Raw genomic sequence first — 18,944 nt, 5'->3', positions numbered from 1 at the left:
CTACTGGACGCTATTTGGGGTCGCGCGGGGAGGGTGCCCAACGCGCCGCCCGACACGCCCATGGGGTGGAATCCGGGCCTCCGGCCCCCATCTGACGGCCACTCGCCCGTCCGGGAGGAACGGCCCCCGGCGAGGTGGGGCCGGGTGCGGGCTAGCGTGGCGGGGTGCCCTACTTCGATGCCGCCTCCGCCGCCCCCCTGCACCCCGTCGCACGCCAGGCCCTGCTTGCCGCGCTCGACGAGGGCTGGGCCGATCCCGCCCGCCTGTACCGGGAGGGGCGGCGGGCCAGGCTGCTCCTGGACGCGGCCCGGGAGGCCGCCGCGGAGGCCGTCGGATGCCGCCCCGACGAACTGGTCTTCACCTCGTCCGGGACGACGGCGGTGCACGCGGGAATTGCCGGGGCTCTTTCGGGGCGTCGGCGTGTCGGCCGCCATCTGGCCCTCTCGGCGGTCGAACACTCGTCGGTGCTCCATTCGGCGGCGGCCCACGAGGCGGCGGGCGGCTCATTCACCGAGGTCCCGGTGGACCGTGCGGGGGCGGTGGACCCGGCGGTGTACGGCGGGGCGCTGCGGGCGGACACCGCGCTGGCCTGCCTCCAGTCGGCCAACCACGAGGTGGGCACCGAGCAGCCCGTCGCCGAGGTCGCCGCGCGCTGCGCGGACGCCGGGGTTCCGCTGCTGGTGGACGCGGCCCAGTCGCTCGGCTGGGGGCCGGTCCCGGCGGGCTGGTCGCTGCTGACGGCGAGCGCGCACAAGTGGGGCGGCCCGGCCGGGGTCGGGCTGCTCGCGGTCCGCAAGGGGGTGCGGTTCGCACCCCAAGGGCCGGCCGGGGAGCGGGAGTCGGGGCGGGTGGCGGGGTTCGAGAACCTTCCGGCGATCGTGGCGGCGGCGGCCTCGTTGCGCGCGGTACGGAGCGAGGCGGCGGCGGAGTCGGTACGGCTGCGGGCCCTGGTGGACCGGATCAGGGCCGTCGTGGCCGAGCGGGTGCCCGACGTCGAGGTGGTGGGTGATGAGCGGCGGCTGCCGCATCTGGTCACCTTCTCCTGTCTCTATGTCGACGGGGAGACCCTCCTGCACGAGCTGGACCGGAGGGAGTTCTCCGTGTCGTCCGGCTCGTCCTGCACGAGCAGCACCCTGGTCCCGAGCCATGTGCTCAAGGCGATGGGGGTGCTTTCGGAGGGGAACGTCCGGGTGTCGCTGCCGCCGGGCACGGCCGGGGCGGACGTGGACCGCTTCCTGGAGGTCCTGCCCGGGGTGGTCGCCGAGGTCCGCGAGCGGCTCGGCGCCCCGGCCGCACGCCCTGCTTCCCCCGAGCCCGCCGCGTCTCTGGTGGTCGACGCGCTGGGCCGTCGCTGCCCGATCCCGGTGATCGAGCTCGCAAAGGTGATCGGGGAGGTAGCGGTGGGCGCCACGGTGACGGTGCTCGCCGACGACGAGGCGGCGCGGCTGGACATCCCGGCCTGGTGCGAGATGCGGGGCCAGGAGTACGTGGGCGAGGAGCCGGCGGACCGCGGCTCGGCCTATGTGGTCCGCCGGCTCAGCTGATCACGCCAGGTGCTGCCGGACCTCGCTGGCGGCCTCGTGGCCGTACGCCTTGGTGAAACGGTCCATGAAGGGGGTGCGGCGCAGGGTGTACTCCTGGGTGCCGACCGTCTCGATGACCAGGGTGGCGAGCATGCAGCCGACCTGGGCGGCGCGCTCCAGGCCGACGCCCCAGGCGAGGCCTGAGAGGAAGCCGGCGCGGAAGGCGTCGCCGACGCCGGTGGGGTCGGCCTTCGTGTCCTCCTCGGGGCAGCCGACCTCGATGACCGGCTCGCCGACCCGCTCGATCCGGACACCGCGGGCGCCGAGGGTGGTGACGCGGTGGCCGACCTTGGAGAGGATCTCCTCGTCGCTCCAGCCGGTCTTGGACTCGATGAGCCCCTTCTCGTACTCGTTGGAGAAGAGGTAGGTGGCGCCGTCGAGGAGGATGCGGATCTCCTCGCCGTCCATCCGCGCGATCTGCTGCGAGAAGTCCGCGGCGAACGGGATGTTCCGGGAGCGGCACTCCTCCGTGTGGCGGAGCATCGCCTCGGGGTCGTCGGCTCCGATGGAGACGAGGTCGAGGCCGCCGACGCGGTCGGCGACGCTCTTCAGCTCGATCAGGCGGGCCTCGCTCATCGCGCCCGTGTAGAAGGAGCCGATCTGGTTGTGGTCGGCGTCGGTGGTGCAGACGAAGCGGGCGGTGTGCAGTACCTCGGAGATACGGACCGAGCCGGTCTCGACGCCGTGCCGGTCCAGCCAGGAGCGGTACTCGTCGAAGTCCGAGCCCGCGGCGCCGACCAGGATCGGGTGGGTGCCGAGCAGGCCCATGCCGAAGCAGATGTTGGCGGCGACACCGCCCCGGCGCACATCGAGGTTGTCGACCAGGAAGGACAGGGAGACCGTGTGCAGCTGATCCGCGACCAGCTGGTCGGCGAAGCGGCCGGGGAAGGTCATGAGGTGGTCAGTGGCGATCGAGCCGGTGACTGCAATACGCACGGGGAGGTTTCTCCTGCGGAAGGCGAAGGGCCGTGAGTGCGCCCTCCGGGACGACGTGACAGTTCACGCTACCGGGTGAGCCGGAGGCCAGGAAAAGGGAAAACTACCCGATAGTAGGGCTTTCTACCTGAGCTCGACCGTGGTTACGGTGCGGATATGTCGAAGCACACCGCATTGCCCGAGTCGGAAATGAGCCTGGCCGCACTGCGCGGTGACTGCGCGCGGATGGCGCCGCACTGGACGGCGCCCGTGAAGAGCGCCCCGGTCCCGGTGAAGCCCTCCCTGATCAACGGGGTGACGGTCCCGCCCTCGTCGGCGCGGCTGATCGACGGGATGTCCGAGTACGGCGACTGAGGGCCGACCGGGCCGCCGGGCGCGACATCACATTTCGGCCTTTTCCGTTCGGACTCCGGCGGTGACCGCACGGTGCCCGCGTCCGGTCGGCCCGGCCGCGGGAACCGTGCGCTCCTCCGCTCCGTCCCACCGGTGTCCCCGTCCGGGGACACGCGGCAGGCACCGCGACGGCAACGCAGTCGAAGGAGCGATCCGGTGAGCACCGAGCGACCCGACAACGACGTGACCGGCCCCCGGCGGCGGCGTCCGCCGCTCGCGGTGGCCTCGGTGGCCGCGGCCGTGCTGCTGGCCGGGGGCGGTGGGGCGTACTGGGCCTCGACCGCCGGGGGCGACGGCGGCGCGGCGGACAGCAACGCGTCGGCGCGGGGCGAAGCCCTGCCGCTGGCCCTGGACGCTCCCGTCGGCGACGGCCCGGGCTCCACGTCCTCCGCCTCGGACACCCCTCCCCCGGGCATCGCACCCGGCGAACCGGACCCGGGCGGCCCACCCGTGATCTACCGGGCCACGGGCGAACTCCCGGACGGACCGGACGAGGCGGCGGTCCACCACGCGAAGGGCACGGTCGCGTCGGCGGACGTCGCCAGGCTGGCGAAGGCGCTGGGCATCCCGGGCTCGCCGCGCACCGAGGGCACGTCCTGGGTGGTCGGCGACGACCACGGGCCCGGGGCGCTCCTGAAGGTGGGGAAGCAGGCCCCGGGCACCTGGACGTTCGCCCGCACCACCCCGCCCAAGCCCTGTGAGCCGGGGACGATGTGCGCGAACGGGGCCTCGGAGCCGGGCGGCGACCCGGTGAGCGAGAAGGCGGCGAAGGCGGCCGCGGTCCCGGTGCTCAAGGCGGCCGGGCAGAACGGCGCGGCGCTGAACGCGGGCCAGCTGATGGGCGACGTCCGGGTGGTGAACGCCGATCCGAAGATCGACGGGCTGCCGACCTACGGCTGGTCGACCGGTGTCCAGGTGGGCCCGGACGGCAAGGTCACCGGCGGCAGCGGACATCTGAAGGCGCTGGAGAAGGGCGACACCTACCCGGCGGTCGGCGCGGACGAGGCGCTGAAGCAGCTGAACGCGGCGAGCCGGGGGAAGGGCGACGCCGATCGTGACGTCGGCGGCTGTGCCACTCCCGTACCGCACCAGGGCGAGCCGAAGCCCTCGGACCCGCAGTGCGTGCCGTCGAACGGCAAGCGGGCGCCGGTGGAGCAGACGGTCGAGGACGCGGTGTTCGGCCTCGCGCTGAACTACGTGGACGGCCGGCAGACGCTGGTGCCGTCCTGGCTGTTCACGGTCCGCCAGGCCCCGGGCGGCCCGGAGAACACGGTCACGCAGGTCGCCGTGGACCCGAAGTTCATCGAGAGGCCGGAGGCGCCCGCGCCCTCCGGGGACCGGAAGGTGACGTCGTACGGCGCGGACGGGCGGACCCTCGAGGTCACGTTCTGGGGCGGCGTGTGCAGTACGTACACGGCGAGCGCGAAGGAGAGCGCGGGCCAGGTGGCGATCTCGGTGACGGAGAAGCCGCAGGAGGGCAATAAGGCCTGCATCATGATCGCCAAGGAGCTGACCCGGACGGTGACGCTGGAGAAGCCGCTGGGCGACCGTACGGTGATCGACGCGGCGTCGGGCGGTGCGGTGCCGCGCGGTTGAGCGAGTGTACGTACGGAGGCGGCCCCGGGACTGATCCCGGGGCCGCCTCCGTATGCCGTACGCGCAGCGCTTAGCTGAACGAGTCGCCGCAGGCGCAGGAGCCGGAGGCGTTCGGGTTGTCGATCGTGAAGCCCTGCTTCTCGATGGTGTCGACGAAGTCGATGGAGGCGCCGCCCAGGTACGGAGCGCTCATCCGGTCGGTGACGACCTTGACGCCGTCGAAGTCCTTCACGACGTCACCGTCGAGCGAACGCTCGTCGAAGAAGAGCTGGTAACGCAGGCCCGAGCAACCGCCGGGCTGAACGGCGACGCGCAGCGCCAGGTCCTCGCGGCCTTCCTGCTCCAGCAGGCCCTTGACCTTGGCGGCGGCGGCGTCGGACAGGAGGATGCCGTCGCTCACGGTGGTGGTCTCGTCCGATACGGACATCTGCTTCTCTCCCGGGTTGTACGGACTGCTTGCCGACGGTTCAACCGCCAGACCCGCGGATTCATTCCGGGCCAAGCGCTTGTCTGTTCCTTTTCATGCTCGCACACCGGGCCGCCCGGGTGATGCGTCACATCGACGCTATCGGCATCGTCAAACTGACACGAAGCGGCTATGATAGATAGCGTCAAATAGACGAAAAGGCGAGTTCGCCGAAGCTCTTCGCGGATGTTCGCGGAGTGATCCTGAGTTCGCAGACTAGAAAGGGTGCGTGACGTGACCACGGCCCAGCCCCTGGACGTACAGCCGACACCGCTCGCGCTGCTGCTGCTCGGCCGCGAGGCCGACCCGAGGAGCGAGCGCGGCGTCGAATGCCCCGGCGACCTGCCCTCCCCGTCCGACCCGGACCTGGTGGAGCGCGCCCGCGTCGCGAAGGAGAAGCTCGGGGACAAGGTGTTCGTCCTCGGCCACCACTACCAGCGCGACGAGGTCATCCAGTTCGCGGACGTCACCGGCGACTCGTTCAAGCTGGCCCGCGACGCGGCGGCGCGTCCGGAGGCCGAGTACATCGTCTTCTGCGGCGTCCACTTCATGGCGGAGTCCGCGGACATCCTGACCACGGACGCGCAGGCGGTCGTCCTGCCCGACCTGGCGGCCGGCTGCTCGATGGCCGACATGGCCACCGCCGAGCAGGTCGCCGAGTGCTGGGACGTCCTGACGGAGGCCGGCGTCGCCGACCAGGTGGTGCCCGTCTCGTACATGAACTCCTCCGCCGACATCAAGGCCTTCACCGGCAGGCACGGCGGCACGATCTGCACGTCGTCCAACGCGAAGCGGGCCCTGGAGTGGGCCTTCGAGCACGGCGAGAAGATCCTCTTCCTCCCCGACCAGCACCTGGGCCGCAACACGGCGGTGCGGGACATGGGGCTGAGCCTCACGGACTGCGTCCTCTACAACCCGCACAAGCCGAACGGCGGCCTCACCGCCGAGCAGCTGCGCGACGCCAAGATGATCCTGTGGCGCGGGCACTGCTCGGTCCACGGCCGCTTCTCGGTCGAGTCGGTCGAGGACGTCCGGGCCCGGATACCCGGGGTCAACGTGCTGGTGCACCCGGAGTGCAAGCACGAGGTCGTCGCCGCCGCGGACTACGTGGGCTCGACGGAGTACATCATCAAGGCCCTGGAGGCGGCCCCGGCCGGCTCGAAGTGGGCCATCGGCACGGAGCTGAACCTGGTCCAGCGGCTGGCGAACCGTTTCGCCGCGGAGGACAAGGAGATCGTCTTCCTCGACAAGACGGTCTGCTTCTGCTCGACGATGAACCGCATCGACCTGCCGCACCTGGTCTGGACCCTGGAGTCGCTGGCCGAGGGCAAGCTGGTCAACCGGATCGAGGTCGACCCGGAGACGGAGAAGTACGCGAAGCTCGCGCTGGAGCGGATGCTGGCGCTGCCGTAGAGCCGCGCGGGTCCCCGAGAACCCCCAGAGGCGAGAAGCCCCGGTGTGCCGCAGGTCGGCGTACCGGGGCTTTCCCGCATGCCCGAAACGCGCCGGCGGGGACACCCCGGTCGGGGCAGGCGGGCAGGAACGTTCCGGCCGGGTCGGTTCTCCCATACGGCGACCGATGACGCCACCGCGTAACTACGCTGCTACTCACCGCAGCGCTTCTTCGCGCGCGGGACCGGTGAGGCCCGAGGGGGCCGAGCGGAACGAACGGCGAGAACGGTGGGGCGGGTATGGGTTATGAGGACCGTGGGACGGGCGTCGGCGACGAGGCGGTGGGAGGGGGCGCGGGGCACGAGGTCCGGCAGGACGACGCCGCCTCCGAGGTGTCGGCGCGTGCGGAGCTGGCGCGTGCGCGGGAGGAGGTGAGCGGTCGGCGGGCCGCCGCCGAGGAGGACCCCGCCACCGGCCTGCCCGCGCTGGCCGGCGCCCTGCACCGGCTGTCGGACCTGCTCTCCGCCGCCGGGGACCGCACCGGCGCCCTGCCCCCGGCGAAGGAGGCCGCGCGGATCTACGCCGAACTCGGCATGAAGCGCCCCGGCGACTTCCAGGCGGAGCTGGCCCTGGCCATGGGCGCCCTGGGCGACCGCGTCGCCGACACCGGGGACCGGGCGTCCGCCGTGCCGTTCGCGAAGCAGTCCGTGCGGCTCCAGCGGGAGCTGGTCGAGGAGCAGCAGCCGGGCGCGTCCGTCCCGGCGCTCGCCGCGTACCTCCTGAACTACGCCGCACGTCTGGCGGGCGCCGGGGAGGCCGTGGAGGCCGTGCCCCACGCCGAGGAGGCGGTCGGCCTCCTCCGGGGCCTGGCCGAGGAGGAGCCGGAGGCCTTCGTCCCCCGGCTCGCCGCGGCTCTCCACGCCCTCGGCGGCCACCGCGCGGCCGTGAGCGACGCCTCCGGGGCGGTCGAAGCGGCCCAGGAGGCGTGCGGCCACTTCCGCGCGCTCGCCGCGCGGCAACCGGACGTCTTCCGCCCGGAGCTGGCCACGGCGCTCGACGGCCTGGCCGGTCACCTCAACAAGGCCGGTGACGCGGGGGCCGGCCTCCGGGTGGCGGAGGAAGCCGTCGCGCTCTGCCGCGAGCCGGCCGCCCGTCACCCCGCGGCCCACCGCCCCGGCCTCGCCGCCGCGCTGCGCACCCTCGCCCGGAGCCTGGCCGGCACCGGCGACCCGCAGGAGGCCCTGGCCCCGGCGCGGGAGGCCGTCGACCTCCTGCGCGAACACGGGGACGCCGTCCTGGCCGAGCTGGCCGACTCCCTCCAGGTGCTCGGCACGTACGTGGAGCTGAACGGGGACGCCGAGGGGGCGGTGGAGGCGTTCTGGGAGGCGGTGGCCCTCCACCGGTCGCTGGCGCTGGAGGCTCCCGGCGCCCCCGACACCGACCTGGTCTCCGCGCTGGACAGCCTGGCCCGGGCGCTCGCCCGTACCGGCGAGCACGCGGCGGCGATCGAGGAGTTCGACGAGACCGTCAAGGAGTTCGCCGAGGCCGGCCCGGCGACCGCCCGGCGTCTGGCCGTGGAGCGGAGCGCATTCCTGCTGCGCTGCCCGGAGCCGTGGCCCGCGACCGGGGTGAGCGAGCTGGTGAACTGGCTCGACGAGGACGCGGAGAGGACCGTCGGCACGGACACCGTGACCGTACGGGCCCGGCAGGCGCTGCGCGCGTACGGTGACATCGCGGCGGTGCACACGGCCTGGGAGGACGAGACCTTCACGCCCGTGCCGGACTGGCTCGCCCTGTCGCCGGGGACGCTGGACCTCGTCGGCGCGTGGATGTTCACACCCAACTGGCCCCGGTCACGCGACTTCTGGTCCGAGCACGCCGGGGTCCTCGGCAGCGAGGAGGCGGCGACGGCCCTGGACGAGCTGGCCGTCCTGGACCCGCACGGCGCGCGGCGGCACGCCCTGCTCCGTGAGGCCGTCCTCGTCCACGGGGTGACCGCCGCCTACGATCCGCTGATCCTCCAGGAGCAGTTGGCGCAGTGGCTGGAGTGCGCGGACTGGACGGAGTCACGGGCCTACCTGGAGGAGCACCCGCGTCTGCTGACCGTCCAGCCGCCCGGGGACACCCCACTGGCCCACGTCGCCATGCTCGACATCGGCCGCGCCGAGGGTCTGGACGCCGCCTACCGCCTGGTCGAGGACCGCGAAGCCCTCCAGGCTTACGTGGACCGCGCGCTGGAGGCCGGGGACGGCGTCGCGCTGATGCACGGCGGGGGCATCGAGGGCCAGGTCTTCGGCGACCGGCTCTCCTCGCTCACCCACGCACAGGTGGCCCTGGTCCTCGCGGGGGCCACCGAGGGCTTCGAGCCGGACGACCTGGCCGCGCTCCTGCACAAGGCCTCCGAGGAGACCCGGACCCGGCTGGTGCGGGAGACGGCCGCCCTCAGCGTCCGCCGCCCCGACCCGCACGGGAAGACGTGGCACCGGATCATTCAAGCGCTGGGCGGGGACGCCTGAGGGTCAGCGGCCCGCCTCCGGGTTGCGGGAACAAGAAAGGGGCCTGTCCCGCGCACCCGCGTGGGACAGGCCCCTCCTCTCGTGTCAGGCCTTCGCCGGCTCGGCCTCGCGGGCCTCCTCCGGCTCCACCCGGTCCGGTGCGCCCGTCTTCGCGGCGCGCTTGGCCGCCTTCTTCTTGGCGCGGCGCTCCTTGCGGAGTTCGACCATCGCGTACAGCGTCGGCACCAGCAGCAGGGTCAGCAGCGTGGAGCTGATCAGGCCGCCGATCACCACGACGCCCAGCGGCTGCGAGATGAAGCCGCCCTCGCCGGTGACGCCGAGCGCCATCGGGAGCAGGGCGAAGATGGTCGCGAGCGCCGTCATGATGATCGGGCGGAAGCGGTGGCGGCCGCCCTCGATGACGGCTTCGACGATGCCGAGGCCCTGGGCGCGGTACTGGTTGATCAGGTCGATCAGCACGATCGCGTTGGTGACCACGATGCCGATGAGCATCAGCATGCCGATCATCGCGGGGACGCCCAGCGGGGTGCCCGTGATGAGCAGGAGGGCCAGCGCGCCGGTCGCCGCGAACGGGACGGAGACCAGCAGGATCAGCGGCTGGACGAGCGACCGGAAGGTGGCCACCAGCAGCATGAAGACGATCGCGATGGCCGCCAGCATGGCGAGGCCGAGCTGCGTGAACGCTTCGTTCTGGTCCTCGGTGACGCCGCCGATGGTGGCGGTGGCGCCCTCCGGGAGGTCCAGGGCGTCGATCTTCTTGGCGAGATCGGTGCTGACCGCGCCGGTGTTGTCGCCGACGGGCTTGGCGGTGATCGTCGCCGATCGCTGTCCGTCGATCCGGGTCATCGAGACCGGGCCGGGGACGACCTTCACGTCGGCGATGTCACCGAGCTTGACCGGGCCGAGCGGCAGGGCCTTCAGCTCGGCCATCGTGGCGGCCGGGGTGGAGGACCGGATGACGACGTCGCGCTCGGTGTCGTCCAGCGTCGCGGTGCCGGCGGGCGTGCCGCGTACGGCTCCGGCGACGATGCCGCCCAGCGCGGCGGAGTCGAACCCGGCGGCGGCCGCCTTGTCGTTGGCGGTGACCGAGATGCGCGGGACGCTCTGCGCCAGGTCGCTCTGGACGTCGGTGACGTCCTTGATGGTGGCGACCTCGGTGCGGACCGCCTCGGCGGCCTTCTTCAGGACGTCGCCGTCGGCGGCCTTGACGACGACGCTCAGGTCCTGGGAGCCGAAGCCGTCGCCGGCGGCGATGGTGGTGTCGCCGATGCCGTCGAGCTTGCCGAGGGCCTCGTCGAGGCGGTCCTGGGCGTCCTCGTAGTCCGCGGCGTCCTTCAGGGTGACCTGGTAGGAAGCCTGGTTGGCGCCCGTGCCGCCGCCGAAGGCGGCCATGAAGCCGGAGGAGCCGACGGTGACCTGGTAGTCCTTGACGCCCTTGTCCTGCTCGATGACCTTCTCGACCTTGCGGGCCGCCTCGTCGGCGGCTTGCAGGCTGGTGCCGGGCGTCAGCTCCTGCTTGACGGTCAGGACCTCCTGCTCACCGGCGTCGAAGAAGTTCGTCTTCAGCAGCGGGACCATCCCGAAGGTGCCGAGGAGCACGGCGACGGCGATGACGAGGCTGGTGACCCGGCGGCGGGTCGCGAAGCGCAGGACCGGGACGTAGATCCGCTGGAGCTTGCTCGCCGCTTCCTTCTCCTCGGCGAGGCGGCGGGCCTCCGCCGCGTCCTCGGGGGTGCCCTTGGGCGCGCGCAGGAACCAGTACGACAGCACCGGCACCACGGTGAGCGACACCAGCAGGGAGGCCAGCAGCGCCGCGGTGATGGTCAGCGAGAACGAGCCGAAGAGCTGGCCGACCATGCCGCCGACCAGCCCGATGGGCAGGAAGACCGCGACGGTGGTGAGCGTCGCGGAGGTGACCGCTCCGGCGACCTCCTTGACCGCGGTGACGATCGCCGCGTGGCGCTCCTCGCCGTAGCCGAGGTGACGCTTGATGTTCTCCAGGACCACGATCGAGTCGTCGACGACCCGGCCGATGGCGATGGTGAGCGCGCCGAGCGTGAGCATGTTGAGCGACAGGTCCCGGGTCCAGAGCACGATCAGCGCGAGGACGATCGAGAGCGGGATGGAGACCGCGGTGACCAGCGTCGAACGGATCGAGGCGAGGAAGACCAGGATCACGACGACGGCGAAGACCAGACCGAGCGCGCCCTCCGTGGTCAGGCCCGAGATCGACTTGGAGACGGCGGGGCCCTGGTCGGAGACGACCGTCACCTCCGCGCCCGCACCGAGGTCCTTGCGGAGGTCGGGGAGCTTGTCCTTGACGGCGTCCGAGATGGTGACGGCGCTGCCGTCCTTGTCCATCGTCGCCATCACGGCCAGGCTCGGCTTGCCGTTGGTGCGGGTGATGGAGACCGCCGTGGACGGCTCCTGCTTCACCTCGGCCACGTCACCGAGGCGCACCGGCTTTCCGGGCGCTCCGCCCGCCGGGTCCTTGGCGACGACCTGGAGGTCCTCGATCTGCTTCAGCGAGGTGTAGGCGCCGCCGACCTGGATGGTGCGGCTCTTGCCGGACTCGGAGAAGGAGCCGGCCGGCACGGTGGCGCCGCCCGCCTGGAGGGCCTGGGCGAGCGCGCCCGCGTCCAGGCCGGCCGCGGCGAGCTTCTTGTCGTCGGGGACGACGGAGACCTGGAGGTCCCGCACACCGTCCACCGTGACCTGGCCGACGCCCTCGATGTCCTCCAGGGCCGGGACGACCGTGCGGTCGAGCTGGTCGGCCAGGAGCTGCTGGTCCTTGTCGGAGGTGACGGCGAGGACCACGGTCGGGATGTCGTCCGTGGAACCGGCGATGACCTGCGGGTCGACGCCCTCGGGCAGTTGGGCGCGGGCCCGGTTGACCGCCTGCTGGATGTCCGCGACGAGCTGCTTGGTGCCCTCGTCGCCGAAGTCGAAGGTCGCCATGATGAGGGCGTTGCCCTCACTGGCGGTGGAGGTGATGCCCTCGACGCCGTCGACGGCCTTGAGGGAGTTCTCCAGCGGCTCGACGACCTGCTTCTCGACCACATCGGGAGACGCACCCTGGTAGGGCGCCAGCACCGAGACCATCGGCAGTTCGATGGTGGGCAGCAGCTGCTGCTTGAGCTGCGGGATCGCTATCGCGCCGAAGACCAGCGCGACAATCGAGATCAGCCCGATCAGGGCCCTTTGCGCGAGGCTGAATCTGGACAGCCAGGACATGGGTGGGTCTCTCTTCTGTGGCGTACGCGGCAGAGGGCGGGGAGGGGGAAACGTCAGGGACCTGCACCTCCAGCCCAGTCCTACGATCTCCGCTCCGCGCCGCCGAAACGTCGCCCCCCGGGCTGCTTTCTTATGCCGCGCATACCGCAGGTGGAGTACGCCGCAGTACTCCGAACCTCCACCCGGTCACTCCGCCCGGGGACGCACCAGACCCGATTCGTAGGCGATTACCACCAATTGGGCCCGGTCCCGGGCTCCCAGCTTCGCCATCGCCCGGTTCACATGGGTCTTGACCGTGAGCGGACTGACCGCGAGCCGCTCGGCGATCTGGTCGTTGGAGTGGCCGCCCGCGACCTGCACCAGCACCTCGCGCTCGCGGCCGGTGAGCGCCGCCAGCCGCTCCGCGTACTCCGCGCTGTCCGGCCCCTCCCCCGAGCTGCCGCCCTGGGCCAGGAACGTGGCGATGAGCCCCTTGGTCGCGGCGGGCGAGAGCAGCGCCTCGCCGGCCGCGGCGATCCGGATGGCGTTGAGGAGTTCCTCCGGCTCCGCGCCCTTCCCGAGGAAGCCGGAGGCTCCGGCGCGCAACGACTGGACCACGTACTCGTCGACCTCGAAGGTGGTGAGCATGACCACCCGCACCGCGGACAGCTCCGGGTCGGCGCTGATCATGCGGGTGGCGGCGAGTCCGTCGGTGCCCGGCATCCGGATGTCCATGAGCACCACGTCGGCGCCCGTGGCGCGGGCCAGCTCGACGGCCTGGGCCCCGTCGGCGGCCTCGCCGACCACGTCCATGTCCGGCTCGGAGTCCACCAGCACCCGGAACGCGCTGCGCAGCAGCGCCTGGTCGTCGGCGAGCAGCACCTTGATGGGAGCCTGCTGCGGCACGGTCGCCTTTTCCGGTGCCGGCGTCGGCTGGGTCATCGGCAGAGCCTCGTTCCGCCCGCTGTGCCCGGCCGCTCCGGTTCACCCTTGCGGGCCTCGACCGGAAGGATCGCATGGACCCGGAATCCGCCGCCGTACCGAGGGCCCGCGGTGAGGGCCCCGCCGAGCGCGGTGACGCGTTCGCGCATGCCGACCAGGCCGTGACCGCCGCTGTCCAGGTCGTCGCCGGCTCCGGCGCCGGGCCGTCGGGCGGCGCACCCCCGGCCGTTGTCGAGCACGGTGACCTCGGCGGTGGCGCCCACCCGTACGACGCTCACCTCGGCCCTGGCCCCGGTGCCCGCGTGCTTGCGGACGTTGGTCAGGGCCTCCTGGATGACCCGGTAGGCGGCCAGGTCGACGGCGGCGGGCAGCCGGTTCCCGTGGTCGGAGCCGGCCACCTCGACGGGGAGACCGGCGTTGCGGAAGGTGTCGACCAGCTCGCCGAGGACGGCGAGTCCGGGGGCCGGTTCGGTGGGCGCCTCGGGGTCGCCCTGCTGGCGCAGGAGGCCGACGGTGACCCGGAGTTCGTTGAGCGCGGAGCGGCTGGCGTCGCGGACGTGGGCGAGTGCTTCCTTGGCCTGGTCCGGGCGCTTGTCCATGACGTGGGCGGCGACCCCGGCCTGGACGTTGACCAGGGCGATGTGGTGGGCGACGACGTCGTGGAGGTCCCGCGCGATCCGCAGCCGCTCCTCGGCGACCCGGCGGCGGGCCTCCTCCTCGCGAGTGCGCTCGGCCCGCTCGGCGCGTTCCCGGATGGCGTCGACGAACGCGCGTCTGCTGCGTACGGCGTCCCCGGCGGCCCCGGCCATCCCGGTCCAGGCGAACACGCCGAGGTTCTCCTGGCTGTACCAGGGCGTCGAGCCGAAGACCATGGAGGCCGCCGTGAGCGCCCCCATGGTCAGCAGCCCGACCCGCCAGGTGGTGGGGCGGTCGGTGCGCGAGGCGACGGTGTAGAGGGCGATGACCGTGCTCATGACGACCGGGGCGGGCGGGTCCATCAGGATGTACTCGGAGGCCGAGAGGACCCCGGTGGCGGCGAGCACCGCCATCGGACGCCGTCGCCGCAGGACCAGGGCCACGGCGGCGAGGACCATCAGGAGCACGCTGAACGGCTCGGGCGTGCGGGTGCCGAAGGTCGGACCGTGGCCGGTGCCCGGGTCCGCGAACGAACCGGCGATCATCGCGACGAGGGAGCCGAGGGCGAGGGTCGCGTCGAACGCGAGGGGATGGTCCCGGAGCCAGCGGCGGGCGCGCGCGAAGCCGGACGAGAGGGTGGTCACGTCCAGCTACGGTACGCGGCCCCCGCCCGGGACGGGCGCCTTCTCCGGGGAGGGGCCGGAGCACCGCCGCCCCGCGTCCGGCGGACCGGGCGCGGGGCAGCGGTGCGGGGTGCTGGTGCGGCGGTCCACGGGCCCGACAAGGGCGGCCCGTGGATTCAGTTGGGGATGAGCCCGCCGTCGCTGAGCATGGCGGTGACGTCTTCGAGGGTGGCGTCGGGCGCCGGCAGGATCAGCTCGGACGGCTCCAGGGAGTCGTCCGGCAGCGGAGTGCCGAGCTCGCGCACCTTGTCCAGGAGCGCGTGGAGGGTCGTGCGAAAGCCGGGGCCGTCGCCGCTCTCCATCTCGTCGAGCAGGACGTCGTCGAGCTCGTTCAGTTCGACGAGGTGACTGTCGGCCAGCTTGACCTGGCCCTCCCCCATGATCCGTACGATCATGACGCTGCCTTACTGCTTGTCGAACTTGTGCGGGGACGACTGCTGCGGCTGCTGCGCACTGTCCTGCGCGCCGCCCTCGATGGCCTGCTGCGAGGACGAGGAGCCGCCGGCCAGCTCGGCCTTCATGCGCTGTAGCTCCAGCTCCACGTCGCTGCCGCCGGAGATCCGGTCCAGCTCGGCGGCGATGTCGTCCTTCGCCGTGCCGGTCGGGTCGTCCAGGGCGCCGGAGGCGAGCAGCTCGTCGATGGCGCCGGCCCGCGCCTGGAGCTGCTGCGTCTTGTCCTCGGCCCGCTGGATCGCGAGGCCCACGTCGCCCATCTCCTCGGAGATGCCGGAGAAGGCCTCGCCGATCCGGGTCTGGGCCTGGGCCGCCGTGTAGGTGGCCTTGATCGTCTCCTTCTTCGTGCGGAAGGCGTCGACCTTGGCCTGGAGTCGCTGGGCCGCGAGGGTGAGCTTCTCCTCCTCGCCCTGCAACGTGGTGTGCTGCGTCTCCAGGTCGGTGACCTGCTGCTGGAGGGCGGCGCGCCGGGACAGCGCTTCGCGCGCCAGGTCCTCGCGGCCCAGCGCCAGCGCCTTGCGGCCCTGGTCCTCCAGCTTGGACGACTGGCCCTGCAGCTGGTTCAGCTGCAGCTCCAGGCGCTTGCGGGACGTCGCCACGTCGGCGACGCCGCGGCGCACCTTCTGAAGCAGCTCCAGCTGCTTCTGGTACGAGTAGTCGAGGGTCTCGCGCGGATCCTCGGCCCGGTCAAGGGCCTTGTTTGCCTTCGCGCGGAAAAGCATCCCCATACGCTTCATTACACCGCTCATGGGCTTCGCGCGCCCCCTTCTGACGGACTGAGCTCCAGCACTCCCGATAGAACCCACAGTACGGGCCCTGTCTCTATTACCGCACTGTCCGAGGCCCGATGTGCTCCTCCCCAAGGACGACTGCGCCCCGTGAACACTCCCGCCCAGGGTGTAGGTGAGGCTCCGGGACATTCTGGTGACGGGTGTGGGAACGGGTGGTTGACACCCGTATCGCCCCGTCGGGACACCTGGGGGGACGCCGTCCGTTGCCGGATCGTTCCCGCCCGGGTCTCCGGGCCCGCGCGCCGACCCCGTACCCTTGGGTTTTGTGTTCCGTAGCCGTGCCAAGACAGAGAAGGCCCCCACCGACAAGGTGACGGCGGACCTCTCCCAGCAGCCCCGCGACCCGCAGGCTCCCAAGGGTCGCCCCACCCCCAAGCGCAGCGAGGCCCAGACGCAGCGTCGTCGTGCCGCGTCGAGTGCGCCGACCGATCGCAAGGCGGCCATGAAGCGCCAGCGCGAAGCGCGGCGCACCGACCTGGCCAGGCAGCGCGAGGCGCTCGCCTCGGGCGACGAGCGCTACCTCCCGGTCCGCGACAAGGGCCCGGTCAGGCGCTTCGTCCGCGATTACGTGGACTCGCGCTTCTGCATCGCCGAGTGGTTCCTGCCGCTCGCCGTGATCATCCTGATCCTCAGCGTGATCCAGGTGCAGAACATCCAGAGCATCTCGTTGCTGCTCTGGCTCGGCGTGATCATCCTGATCGTGATCGACTCGATCGGCATCTCGATGCGCCTGAAGAAGCAGCTGCGCGAGCGCTTCCCGGACACGCCGAAGCGCGGAGCCGTGGCGTACGGCCTGATGCGCACGCTCCAGATGCGCCGACTGCGGCTTCCGAAGCCGCAGGTCAAGCGCGGAGAGCGGCCCTGAGCACGGAGGCCTCCGGCTTCACCGGGGTCTCCTCGGCGTGGCTGGCAGGTCTCGGCGGCGTACGCAACCTGGTCCGCCAGGAGCTCGTCGCGCGGCAGCTGGACGAGCAGATAGCCGGGCGGTTCCCGGTGGGGCAGCGGCTGCGCGTCCTGGACGTCGGCATGGGCCAGGGCACCCAGGCCCTGCGCCTGGCGCGGGCCGGTCACTCGGTGACCGGCCTGGAGTCGGACGCCGGGATGCTGACGGCGGCCCGTGAGGCCCTGGCGACCGAGCCCGAGGGCATCCGGGAGCGGGTCAGGCTCATCGAGGGCGACGGCCGGGACACCGGTGTGCACTTCCTGCCCGGCAGCTTCGACGTCGTGCTGTGCCACGGCGTCCTGATGTACGTCGAGGAGCCCGACCCGATGCTGGCCGGGCTCGCCCGGATGCTGGCCCCCGGCGGGCTGCTCTCCCTGCTCGTACGGAACGCGGACGCGCTCGCGATGCGCCCGGGGCTCGCCGGTGACTTCGACGCCGCCCTGACGGCCTTCGACACCGTCACGTACACCAACCGCCTCGGCCTCGCCGTGCGGGCCGACCGGCTCGACGCGTTGCGGGCCACGCTCGCGGGGATCGCGGCCCCGCTGCACGCCTGGTACGGGGTGCGGGTCTTCACGGACAACGTGGCGGACGGGGCGGAGCTGTCGGCCGAGGAGCTGGAGCGGGCCCTGGCCCTGGAGGACCGTGCCGGGCGCACCGACCCCTACCGGGGTGTGGCGGCGCTGCTGCACCTGTGCGGCGTGCGCGGCTAGGCCCTGTCGTCGAACTCCCGTCGTCGCCCGGAGGGCGGCCCTGCGGGGTCAGGTGCGTGCTCTCGGCGTGCCGGGCTCACGTCCTCGTACTGGACGTACTCGGGCGTGGGCCCGGTGCGGCGAGAGTGCGTGCATGGCGCCGCGGGGCAGACGGGAGTTCGACGACAGGGCCTAGGCCTGTCGTCACGGGGGCCCGTTCGGCTCATCAGTTCGGGCAGCCGGACGGGGCGAGCGCCAGACTCCGGATATGGACGTATCCCCCTCCCGCAGCCGGGCGCGCAGGCTGTTGCTTCCCCTGTCCGCGGCCGTCTGCGCCATCGCCTTGGCGGGCGGCTGCTCCGGTACGAGTCCGGCGGCTCCGGCCCCCGAAGCCAGCGCGTCCGGTACGGCGCAGGGTGCGGTGAAGCGCGCCCCCGACGACCTGGAGAACGCCTACCAGGACGTCATCAACGACGTACTGCCGTCGGTGGTGCAGATCGACGCCTCGGAAGGCCTCGGTTCCGGGGTCGTCTACGACGACAAGGGGCACATCGTCACCAACGCCCATGTGGTCGGCGACGAGAAGACGTTCAAGGTCAGCGTCGCCACCGGGGAGGCGGTGCTGAGCGCCTCGCTGGTCTCCTCGTACCCGGAGCAGGACCTGGCCGTGATCAAGCTCGACGAGGTGCCGGACGGGCTGAAGCCCGCGAAGTTCGGCGACGCGGAGAAGGTCGAGGTGGGGCAGATCGTGCTGGCGATGGGCTCGCCGCTCGGCCTGTCCAGCAGCGTCACCCAGGGCATCGTCTCGGCGCTCGGCCGGACCGTGAGTGAGAGCCGGGCGGGCGGCGGCACGGGCGCGACGATCGCCAACATGGTGCAGACGTCCGCGGCGATCAACCCGGGCAACAGCGGCGGGGCGCTCGTCGACCTCGACAGCCAGGTGATCGGCATTCCGACCCTCGCGGCGACCGACCCGCAGATGGGCGACAGCGCGGCGCCGGGCATCGGCTTCGCGATCCCCGTCTCGATGGTGAGAACGGTCGCCGACCAGATCATCAAGGACGGCAGGGTCACCGATTCGGGCCGGGCCGCGCTGAACATCACGGGCCGCACGGTCGTCGACGACAACTACCGTCCCGCCGGGGTGGCGCTGGTCAGCGTGGAGCGGGGCGGCGCGGCGGACGAGGCGGGGCTGAGGCCCGGGGACACCATCACGAAGATCGAGGGCAGCGAGGTCACCACGATCACCTCGCTCTCCGAGGCGCTGGCGGGCGACAAGCCCGGCCAGAAGGTGACCGTGACGTACACGCGCGACGGCGACAGCCGGACGGCGGAGGTCACGCTCGGGGAGATCTGAGCCCGAGTCGACAGCGGGAAGGGCGGTACGGGTCTCCCGTACCGCCCTTCCCGCTGTCGACTTCCGCGGTCGGCTCCCGCTGTCGGCCGAACCTCAGGCGCTGTCCGCCTTCAGGCTCATCGGGCCGTAGATCTTGGTGGCGTCCTCGAAGAGCGTCACCTGTGCGGCGCCGCCCTCCAGGAGCTCCTTCCAGAACTCACCGATCCAGGACTCCGCGTCGCCCTGGGTGGTGAACTCCTCCGGCTGCAACGCCGGTTCCGTCTCCGTACCGTCGGACTTCTCGAACCGCCACGTCCACGCCATGTCAGCCTCCTGGGTCACGTTGCTTCCCGAAGCGTAGCCGGACGCGCAC

16 protein-coding genes are annotated in these 18,944 nt (G+C 72.2%); 8 read left to right on the top strand and 8 right to left on the bottom strand.

Going from position 1 to position 18,944, the window contains the following annotated elements; translation table 11 throughout:
* The first annotated feature begins 164 nt into the window (after nucleotides 1-164).
* Nucleotides 165-1,544, top strand: coding sequence for an aminotransferase class V-fold PLP-dependent enzyme (locus AC3CH1_RS27710; protein ID WP_488465403.1), 1,380 nt, complete (start codon nucleotides 165-167; stop codon nucleotides 1,542-1,544).
* Here the strand turns inward: AC3CH1_RS27710 and AC3CH1_RS27705 are convergent, their stop codons facing one another.
* A complete protein-coding gene (locus AC3CH1_RS27705) occupies nucleotides 1,545-2,519 on the bottom strand; it encodes a carbohydrate kinase family protein (RefSeq protein WP_488465402.1) in 975 nt (324 codons plus the stop codon).
* Nucleotides 2,520-2,675: 156 nt separating this feature from the next.
* On the opposite strand from AC3CH1_RS27705, the gene AC3CH1_RS27700 reads away from it, so the two are divergent.
* Together AC3CH1_RS27700 and AC3CH1_RS27695 are read left to right on the top strand one after the other, a co-directional pair.
* Nucleotides 2,676-2,873, top strand: coding sequence for a hypothetical protein (locus AC3CH1_RS27700; RefSeq protein ID WP_488465401.1), 198 nt, complete (start codon nucleotides 2,676-2,678; stop codon nucleotides 2,871-2,873).
* 195 nt (nucleotides 2,874-3,068) lie between these two features.
* Nucleotides 3,069-4,508, top strand: a complete 1,440-nt coding sequence (locus tag AC3CH1_RS27695) for a hypothetical protein (RefSeq protein ID WP_488465400.1) — start codon at nucleotides 3,069-3,071, stop codon at nucleotides 4,506-4,508.
* 70 nt (nucleotides 4,509-4,578) lie between these two features.
* On the opposite strand, the gene AC3CH1_RS27690 is transcribed toward AC3CH1_RS27695, so the two are convergent.
* Nucleotides 4,579-4,935, bottom strand: coding sequence for a HesB/IscA family protein (locus AC3CH1_RS27690; protein WP_007451212.1), 357 nt, complete (start codon nucleotides 4,933-4,935; stop codon nucleotides 4,579-4,581).
* Nucleotides 4,936-5,199: 264 nt separating this feature from the next.
* On the opposite strand from AC3CH1_RS27690, the gene nadA reads away from it, so the two are divergent.
* Together nadA and AC3CH1_RS27680 are read left to right on the top strand one after the other, a co-directional pair.
* Nucleotides 5,200-6,387 (top strand): quinolinate synthase NadA, encoded by a 1,188-nt coding sequence (nadA, locus tag AC3CH1_RS27685; protein WP_488465399.1) that lies wholly within the window; start codon nucleotides 5,200-5,202, stop codon nucleotides 6,385-6,387.
* A 278-nt stretch (nucleotides 6,388-6,665) separates the two neighbouring features.
* Complete coding sequence (locus AC3CH1_RS27680; RefSeq protein ID WP_488465398.1) at nucleotides 6,666-8,882, top strand: tetratricopeptide repeat protein; 2,217 nt, start codon at nucleotides 6,666-6,668, stop codon at nucleotides 8,880-8,882.
* An 84-nt stretch (nucleotides 8,883-8,966) separates the two neighbouring features.
* Here AC3CH1_RS27680 and AC3CH1_RS27675 read toward each other — a convergent pair whose 3' ends face one another.
* From AC3CH1_RS27675 to AC3CH1_RS27655, 5 genes are all read right to left on the bottom strand, one after another.
* Entirely contained in the window at nucleotides 8,967-12,116 is a 3,150-nt protein-coding gene (locus AC3CH1_RS27675) for an efflux RND transporter permease subunit (protein WP_488465397.1), read from the bottom strand.
* A 186-nt stretch (nucleotides 12,117-12,302) separates the two neighbouring features.
* On the bottom strand, nucleotides 12,303-13,037 hold the full coding sequence (locus AC3CH1_RS27670) for a response regulator (protein WP_488465396.1): 735 nt from the start codon (nucleotides 13,035-13,037) through the stop codon (nucleotides 12,303-12,305).
* A complete protein-coding gene (locus tag AC3CH1_RS27665) occupies nucleotides 13,034-14,317 on the bottom strand; it encodes a sensor histidine kinase (protein ID WP_488465395.1) in 1,284 nt (427 codons plus the stop codon). Before AC3CH1_RS27665 ends, AC3CH1_RS27670 begins: the two co-directional genes overlap by 4 nt.
* Nucleotides 14,318-14,472: 155 nt before the next feature.
* Nucleotides 14,473-14,751 carry a PspA-associated protein PspAA gene (gene pspAA / locus AC3CH1_RS27660; RefSeq protein WP_488465394.1) on the bottom strand — a complete coding sequence of 93 codons (279 nt, stop codon included), beginning with the start codon at nucleotides 14,749-14,751 and terminating at the stop codon, nucleotides 14,473-14,475.
* A gap of 9 nt (nucleotides 14,752-14,760) precedes the next feature.
* On the bottom strand, nucleotides 14,761-15,546 hold the full coding sequence (locus AC3CH1_RS27655; protein WP_488465393.1) for a PspA/IM30 family protein: 786 nt from the start codon (nucleotides 15,544-15,546) through the stop codon (nucleotides 14,761-14,763).
* 319 nt (nucleotides 15,547-15,865) lie between these two features.
* Here AC3CH1_RS27655 and AC3CH1_RS27650 point away from each other — a divergent pair, with 319 nt between their 5' ends.
* The 3 genes from AC3CH1_RS27650 (at nucleotide 15,866) to AC3CH1_RS27640 (ending at nucleotide 18,592) form a co-directional block, all read left to right on the top strand.
* Nucleotides 15,866-16,465, top strand: a complete 600-nt coding sequence (locus AC3CH1_RS27650; RefSeq protein ID WP_026290538.1) for a DUF3043 domain-containing protein — start codon at nucleotides 15,866-15,868, stop codon at nucleotides 16,463-16,465.
* A gap of 128 nt (nucleotides 16,466-16,593) precedes the next feature.
* Nucleotides 16,594-17,256: a class I SAM-dependent methyltransferase gene (locus tag AC3CH1_RS27645; RefSeq protein WP_488465392.1), complete on the top strand. Its 663-nt coding sequence runs from the start codon at nucleotides 16,594-16,596 to the stop codon at nucleotides 17,254-17,256.
* Nucleotides 17,257-17,503: 247 nt separating this feature from the next.
* Nucleotides 17,504-18,592 (top strand): S1C family serine protease, encoded by a 1,089-nt coding sequence (locus AC3CH1_RS27640; protein WP_488465391.1) that lies wholly within the window; start codon nucleotides 17,504-17,506, stop codon nucleotides 18,590-18,592.
* Nucleotides 18,593-18,685: 93 nt separating this feature from the next.
* Here AC3CH1_RS27640 and AC3CH1_RS27635 read toward each other — a convergent pair whose 3' ends face one another.
* A complete protein-coding gene (locus AC3CH1_RS27635; protein WP_488465390.1) occupies nucleotides 18,686-18,895 on the bottom strand; it encodes a hypothetical protein in 210 nt (69 codons plus the stop codon).
* Nucleotides 18,896-18,944 lie beyond the last annotated feature (49 nt).

The sequence above is a fragment of the Streptomyces sp. MGP-P1 genome, assembly GCF_057766565.1.
This window is presented reverse-complemented; position numbering and strand designations above follow the sequence as displayed.